This is a genomic window from Peribacillus frigoritolerans (assembly GCF_030676415.1).
In the GTDB taxonomy this organism is placed as follows: Bacteria; Bacillota; Bacilli; order Bacillales; family DSM-1321; genus Peribacillus; species Peribacillus frigoritolerans_A.
In genome coordinates this window covers 112,126-119,469 of the sequence record NZ_JAUUTW010000018.1, presented here as the reverse complement: position 1 = coordinate 119,469, position 7,344 = coordinate 112,126, and the positions used below count along the sequence as shown (strand labels likewise).

Here is a 7,344-nt window from a genome sequence, read left to right as displayed (position 1 = left end):
CAAAAATGGCCTAACATAGTGGGCTCGTAGAGCCCCAATCTCTTAACTTTAGGCGAAAATTCAAAGGGAATTTCAAAAGGGGTTCAGAATTTTTTAATTCCGAACCCCTTTTGTCTACAAACTGAGCTGACATCATTTTTGATGTCAGCTTTATTAAATGATGCTCAACCATGTTCCTTGAGCTTTTTCCCTTTCTTCAAATGAAATACGATCGTGGTGCCGAAAATCAGCAAAATAAAGGCAAAAAAGATCGCAGGCGGGATTTCGATCCCTGCAACGGCCAATAACATTTTTATAGCAATGAATCCGATAAGGACATATGCGGCAGTTTCCAATTCAGGAACCTTATCTATCAATTTTAGAAATAACCCCGCCACTCCCCGCATCATTAAGACACCAATCATTCCGCCTGTCAAAAGGACCCATACTTTTTCACTCACCCCGAATGCGGCCAAGACACTATCGACGGAAAATGCTATATCCATCAATTCCACTGCCGCAACCGTTCCCCATAATGTACCAAACATACGGATCAGTAAGCTGTTTTGACTCATTCCCTGGATATCTTCATCTGTCCCAGCTTGTTTTTTTCTTTTATCCCTAAAGTATTTAAACGAGAGCCAACCAAGGTAGGTGGCTCCAATCACCTTCACCCACCAAAGCTTAATAAGGAAAACACCGATTCCAATCGCAATAAATCTAAAAGCGTAAGCACCTAATAAACCATAAAAAAGTGCTTTTTTCCGTTGTTTTTCCGGAAGGTGCCTGACCATTACAGCTAATACCAAAGCGTTATCCGCCGATAGTAATCCTTCCATTAATACGAGCGTCCCAATCAATCCCCAACTCACCGGGTCGGATAAAACCTCCACCCACATATGCCAGTCAAAAAATTGAGCATACGTTTGCATGATGTTATTTAACAACTCTGACATGATAAAGACCCCTCTGCTACTATAACAGCAAAATTAGAAAAACCTTTTAAAATAACATTGTTCCCAGTTATGATAAAAACTCTACTTTAATTTTAAACACAAAATAAATACGTTGCATGACAACGTATCATTTGATGCTATTAAAAATTCATTTTCATTTCATCATACTCTTACACTTAAATAAAATCAACGAAACCAACCACTATGAGAGCCTTTGTTTACTCGTCCACTCTGGCGGAGTATTTTTATCCCAATATATTTTCCCTATATTATAATGGGTGGCAAATGAATCATGATAGGTATGATAGTGAAAATCGAACCAATGCCCTTCCAGTGGAGGATTTTCCTGCCTGACATGGAATCTGATGATATCCTTGCCGCTGTTTGAATCATAAATATGAAATATTTTCTCGGCCCTGCCCGCACTCGGCTGCTCAGTGATGGTTAATTGCTGTAATTTTTCATCTGGAAATTGGGCAGCCATTTCTGTAATGGCTTCCTCCATTTTTGGTAATATGGCCATTTTGAACTCATCGCCAATTCTAGGATTGATCTTTTCGCCAAATTTCATTAATGCGTTTTCCTCTGCCTTATTCAGAATGCCCGATAAAAATTCTTCCCGGTTGAATTCCTCTTCAAGTTCAGTCGAATTCTGAGACGGAAGATAGGCTAATCCCTCTTCTTCCACTAACCCTTTTTTAGTATCCTTTAACGAATCGGCTTCCGCTAACCACGCCAGATCTGAAGGAGTGACAAGACCAAACGTCAAAACGGATACTAAAATGACGAGACTTTTCCTGAACCAAACCGCTGCTTTCAACTCACACTCCCCCTCCTTTTTTGTATTGTCTTTATATTTAGTATACTTTTATTTTTTGGTAATTACGAATATATAGTTACCCATGTTTTAAAAATCAAAAAAAAGGATAAATACCTATATAAAGTTTATGAACTCGAACTTTTTTAAAAAATATCAATAAATTTACATTTAAATGAAGGATTTTGACGATTTTTGGAGAACTTAATTAGATTCAAGTCTTTTTAAGGAGGGGTCTTATATGGCTTCGACTGCCATGGTGGCTTTATGTCTTGTAACATTAGCATTTTTCGTATATTTATCATTTGCTGATTAAGAATAAATGAATACCTACGAAAAATCTCCTTGTCATTCTTCTACAATGACAAGGTTTTCTTTTCATTCAAACATAAGCCTTACCTTTTGGCAGATAAGAGGACTGAATAATGGAGGAATCATTTTGGAAAACAACAAAGAGATCATTAAAGATAAGGATTACAAAAGGGAAACAGCTACAGGGAACGCCGGAATGGTCGTTACAGCTCATCCGGTAGCCACTTCCATAGGGGAAAAAATATTACGTGAAGGTGGAAATGCTGTCGATGCGGCGGTCGCCATCCAATTTGCCCTGAATATTGTGGAACCCATGATGACCGGTATCGGCGGAAGTGGTTTCCTAATGGTATATAACGCTAAAGATAAAGAAACGAAAATATACGATGGCCATGTAAGGGCACCTAAAGCCGCACATCGAGACATGTTTCTTGATGAAAAAGGGGAAGTCATCCCATTTAAAGAAAGATCAATCAAAGCTACAGCGGTTGGCATACCCGGAATACTGAAAGCTATGGATGAAGCACTCACCGAGAATGGAAGCAAGCCATTAGCGGAACTCATCGAGCCATCCATTGAATTTGCAGAAAAAGGAGTTCCCGTCAATTGGGTTCTTTGCGATGCACTTAAAAATTTTGAATATCGATTGGGCGATGAAGCGCGTAAGTTTTTCATACCAAACGGAAAACCCTATCAGAATGGGGATTTGCTGATAAAAGAAAAACTGGCGAATACCTATCGGATACTACAACGTGAAGGAATTTCCGCTTTTTATGAAGGTGAAATCGGAGAGGGCATCATTTCCTGTATACAGGAACTTGGAGGGTTCATGGAGCTTTCTGATTTAAAGGACTATAAAGCTACAATCGATGCACCAATTTATGGGACTTATAAGGATTATCTAATTGCATCATCAAATGCCCCAAGTGCTGGTGGATTCACGGTCATCCAAATCCTGAAAATATTGGAGAGCTTCCATATAGAACAATATGACGTCCGTTCTTGGGAAAAATATTATTTAATAGCAGAAGCGATGCGTCTGGCATTCACAGATAAAAAAGCATTTCTCGCTGATCCCGAATTTGCCGAATTGCCATTGGCGGGTCTCATGCATGATGAGTATATAGCTAAACGCCGCTCATTCATTAATTTCAAAACAAGAAATAATGCCATTGACTTCGGAAACCCATGGATATATGATTCCGTCAAACAAAGGGAAGTCATTCCGCAGCCTAATGAAGAAGATATCAGTGAAACGACACACTTCACTGTCCGTGACAGATGGGGTAATATCGCCGCATGCACTTCTACAGTGGAACATCCCTTCGGCTCAGGCATCATGGTTTCCGACTATGGTTTCATGCTGAATAACGAACTGACTGATTTCGATTCCATTCCAGGCGGCATGAATGAAGTGCAGCCCAATAAACGCCCCGTCAGCTGTAAAAGCCCGACCATCATCTTTAAAGACGGCGAGCCAATCTTGACGTTAGGTTCACCTGGAGGTCCAACCATCATCAGTTCAGTCGTACAAACGATCATTAATGTACTCGATTTAAAAATGGATTTGAAAGCAGCCATCGAAGAACCTAGAATTTTCACTCCAATGGGCCCTCATATTGAATGGGAGCCTGGAATGGATATGACCAGCAAAGGCCACTTGGAAGCAATGGGCTTCGCCTTTAATGAAGTTCCCCACTCAATAGGGAATGTCCAAGCGATTCAAATCAGCCCTGATGGCTCTAACTATGGTGCTGCCGATTCAAGCCGAGAAGGCTGTGCCATGGGTCTGGACGAAACAGATTATAAATCGTGATCACTGGATGGAAATGAAGCCAAAATGGAATTTGGATGTTTTTCTCTTTATTACCTCAAATCCAAATTCCTCAAAGCGGGAGCTGCGAAAATGGTCTTTCAACACGACTCTCTTGCGCGCAACCCGCTTGGCTTCTTTCATTATTTCCACAGATAAATCCTTACCTTCCGCAAAATGAGTCAGTCCCCTGATTCCATTCGATTCCTGAATCGTTTCTTCAAACATGGGATCGAAATATACGACATCAAAATGATTATCCGGCAATGTTTTCAAAATTTCGTAATGATCACCTTGCATGACCTCTATTCTTCTCATCGCAGAAATCATCGTTTCTTCTGCATCCTCCCATGTCTTCATCCCATGGTCCACGAGCAAGGCCAAATATTGATTTCCTTCCAATGCGACAACCTGTCCATGTTCACCCACTGCGAAACTTGCGACAATAGCATCAGAGCCCAAACCCAAGGTACAATCAAGCACAGCGTTCCCTTCATTTATATCTCCGGCAATGAGAAATGGATCACTCTCTCCGCGCATTATTCTTTTTATCCGGATCATCGCTAGGTTCGGGTGAAAAAAGAATGGTTCTTTTTCCTGGTATCGATATAACTCCATCCGCTTTTTACCAAAAACAAGGCAATCATCTTCATCCTGTTCCGCTTGGATATCTCTTACTGATCTTTTTCTTCTGGCTATAAAGGGGATTTGTAATTCTTCAGCTAACCTTTTGGCTAATATCATCGTTTCTTTATCGGCTCTTCCTACTGTTGTGACAAACATGAATCCTACCCCTTCATACTCTCTTAAATTTGAAAAGAATGCCCTGTATCCAGGACATTCCGCTTCATCACTTATTTACTTGACTGAACGCTACCAATAAATTTTCCATGATAGCTTCCATTGGCTGTCCTTCTATATCATGGCGTGGAATGAAATGTACGACCTCTTTGCCCTTTAAAAGAGCCATGGATGGTGAAGAAGGTTCTATTCCATCGAAGTATTCCCGCATTTTAGCTGTCGCTTCCTTATCTTGCCCGGCAAATACAGTTACCAAATGATCTGGTTTATTGTCTGCTTGGAGTACGGCTTGAGTAGCAGCTGGACGGGCTAACCCGGCAGCACAGCCGCAAACTGAATTCACGACCACAAGTGTCGTACCTTCTACCGATTCCATAAAGTTTTCAACCGCTTCAGCGGATTCCAACTCACCAAAACCTGCTTGCACCAGTTCCGCACGCATTGGTTTCACCATTTGTTTCATATATTCATCATATGCCATTGACATAAAAAAACCTCCTTGGTTACAATTCTTCAATTAGAATAATCATACTATATTCTTGAGTGCATATGCAAAAATGATGCTTAAAGCTTTGTAAAATTTCATTGTTCTTCACAAAGAAACATGGTGACAGAATCCACTTTCATTCTGCCACCATGTTTTAGTCTTCCTTTAAATTTAAACTTTCATTACTCCGCCTGAGCTGGCATTCGTTACAAGTTTGGAATAACGTGCTAAATAGCCTGTCCTGACCTTTGACTCGAAGCCCTTCCAATTGGCTTTGCGTTTTTCGAATTCTTCATCGGAAATTTCCAATTCGATTTTACGATTATTCAAATCCAATTCGATGATATCTCCATCTTCAACAAAGGCGATTGGGCCTCCCTCAGCCGCTTCAGGGGATATATGACCAATGCTGATGCCACGAGATGCGCCTGAAAAGCGGCCATCAGTGATCAAACCGACTTTCGCTCCAAGTCCCCTCCCTACGATTTGGGAAGTGGGTGCCAACATTTCCGGCATACCCGGCCCACCTTTAGGTCCTTCGTAACGAATGACCACTACATCGCCTTCTTTAACTTTTCCAGTAATGATCCCGGAAAGTGCATCTTCCTGGGAATCGAAACAAATGGCAGGACCCCTGTGGTAGCCACCAACTGATTCGTCAACCGCCCCCACTTTTACGATGGAGCCTTGTGGAGCAAGGTTACCAAACAATACCGCAAGCCCGCCACGCTCAGAATGCGGATTATCCAACGGATGGATAACATCCTTGTCCAATATTTCACAACCGGCAACATTTTCGCGGAGCGTTTTCCCTGAGACAGAAAGGCAGTCTCCATTAAAGGCACCTGGTTTTTTGAGTAACTCATTAATGACGGCACTTACACCACCGGCATTATGTACATCTTCAATATGATAATCGGATGCCGGTGCGATTTTCGCTAGATGCGGTACGCGGTTAGCTATTTCATTTATGCGTTCCATCGGATATTCAAAACCCGCTTCATGTGCCAATGCAAGTGTATGAAGAACGGTGTTGGTAGAACCGCCCATCGCCATATCCAATGCAAATGCGTTATCAATTGCATCAATCGTTACGATATCACGAGGCTTGATATCCTGTTTGATTATCTCCATCAACTGTTTAGCGGATTTCTTAACGAATTCCTTACGTTCTTCGGCTACCGCCAAAATCGTTCCATTTCCCGGAAGCGCAAGTCCAAGTCCTTCAGCCAGGCAGTTCATGGAGTTTGCAGTGAACATTCCTGAACAAGAACCGCAAGTAGGGCAGGCAACTTGCTCGATTTCCTGCAAATCCTCTTCATTGATATTACCTGCTTGATAGGCACCCACCCCTTCAAAAACGGATGTTAATGAAAGAGATTTACCGTTTTTATCTTTACCTGCTTTCATGGGTCCGCCGCTTACGAATATTGTAGGAATATTGACACGAAGTGCTCCCATCATCATTCCCGGCGTTATCTTGTCACAGTTTGGAATGCAGACCATACCGTCAAACCAATGTGCCGATACAACAGTTTCCACGGAATCTGCGATGATTTCACGGCTTGGCAAAGAATAGCGCATACCAATATGACCCATCGCAATTCCATCGTCTACCCCGATCGTATTAAATTCGAAAGGAACACCGCCTGCTTCGCGAATCGCTTCCTTCACTATTTTTCCGAATTCCTGAAGGTGGACATGACCTGGAACGATATCGATGTAAGAATTACAAACCGCGATGAACGGTTTACCGAAATCTTCTTCTTTAACCCCTGCTGCCCGCAACAGACTTCTATGTGGAGCTCGATCGACCCCTTTTGTAATCATGTCACTTCTCATATTTGATGTAGACATTTGTTGTACCCCCAATTTCCACTAAATGTTTAATGATTCAATATAATATAATTTTTAGTATACTCTAAAAATTCTAACATATTTATATACAAATGCAACCATTCAACACTAAATATCTACAAAAATCATTTTACTAAAATAATAGAGATTAAATTTATATCTTAAAAACTTCTATATTGAAAAAATTATCCATTTTGAATGTTTTGGAATTCGACCTAGAGGAACTAATGTCAAATGACTTGAAGATCCGCTTCAAAAATAAAAAAGGCATACGGATTAAATCATCCGCATGCCTTTTGCCTGTAATCATTTTAGATCCCAT

General features: G+C 41.2%; 6 protein-coding genes. 1 reads left to right on the top strand and 5 read right to left on the bottom strand.

The annotated features are described in order from the left end of the window. Positions 1-164 precede the first annotated feature (164 nt). Entirely contained in the window at positions 165-935 is a 771-nt protein-coding gene (locus Q8G36_RS17545) for a TerC family protein (RefSeq protein ID WP_305161177.1), read from the bottom strand. Between the two features lie 202 nt (positions 936-1,137). Next, complete coding sequence (locus Q8G36_RS17540) at positions 1,138-1,755, bottom strand: YpjP family protein (protein WP_305161176.1); 618 nt, start codon at positions 1,753-1,755, stop codon at positions 1,138-1,140. Between the two features lie 436 nt (positions 1,756-2,191). Between Q8G36_RS17540 and ggt the strand changes: the two genes are divergently transcribed. After that, entirely contained in the window at positions 2,192-3,880 is a 1,689-nt protein-coding gene (gene ggt / locus Q8G36_RS17535) for a gamma-glutamyltransferase (protein WP_305161175.1), read from the top strand. On the opposite strand, the gene Q8G36_RS17530 is transcribed toward ggt, so the two are convergent. From Q8G36_RS17530 to ilvD, 3 genes are all read right to left on the bottom strand, one after another. Then, positions 3,881-4,660 (bottom strand): class I SAM-dependent methyltransferase, encoded by a 780-nt coding sequence (locus Q8G36_RS17530; RefSeq protein WP_305161174.1) that lies wholly within the window; start codon positions 4,658-4,660, stop codon positions 3,881-3,883. It abuts the gene before it with no gap. Positions 4,661-4,727: 67 nt separating this feature from the next. Then, a complete protein-coding gene (locus Q8G36_RS17525) occupies positions 4,728-5,165 on the bottom strand; it encodes a BrxA/BrxB family bacilliredoxin (protein ID WP_305161173.1) in 438 nt (145 codons plus the stop codon). Positions 5,166-5,336: 171 nt separating this feature from the next. After that, entirely contained in the window at positions 5,337-7,007 is a 1,671-nt protein-coding gene (ilvD, locus tag Q8G36_RS17520) for a dihydroxy-acid dehydratase (RefSeq protein WP_305161183.1), read from the bottom strand. Positions 7,008-7,344: the final 337 nt, after the last annotated feature.

Bases quoted from the DNA above. Each gene is read 5' to 3' on its own strand.
- Q8G36_RS17525 (WP_305161173.1), bottom strand. From the start codon at position 5,165: ATGTCAATGGCATATGATGAATATATGAAACAAATGGTGAAACCAATG.
- ilvD (WP_305161183.1), bottom strand. From the start codon at position 7,007: ATGAGAAGTGACATGATTACAAAAGGGGTCGATCGAGCTCCACATAGA.
- Q8G36_RS17530 (WP_305161174.1), bottom strand. From the start codon at position 4,660: ATGTTTGTCACAACAGTAGGAAGAGCCGATAAAGAAACGATGATATTA.
- Q8G36_RS17545 (WP_305161177.1), bottom strand. From the start codon at position 935: ATGTCAGAGTTGTTAAATAACATCATGCAAACGTATGCTCAATTTTTT.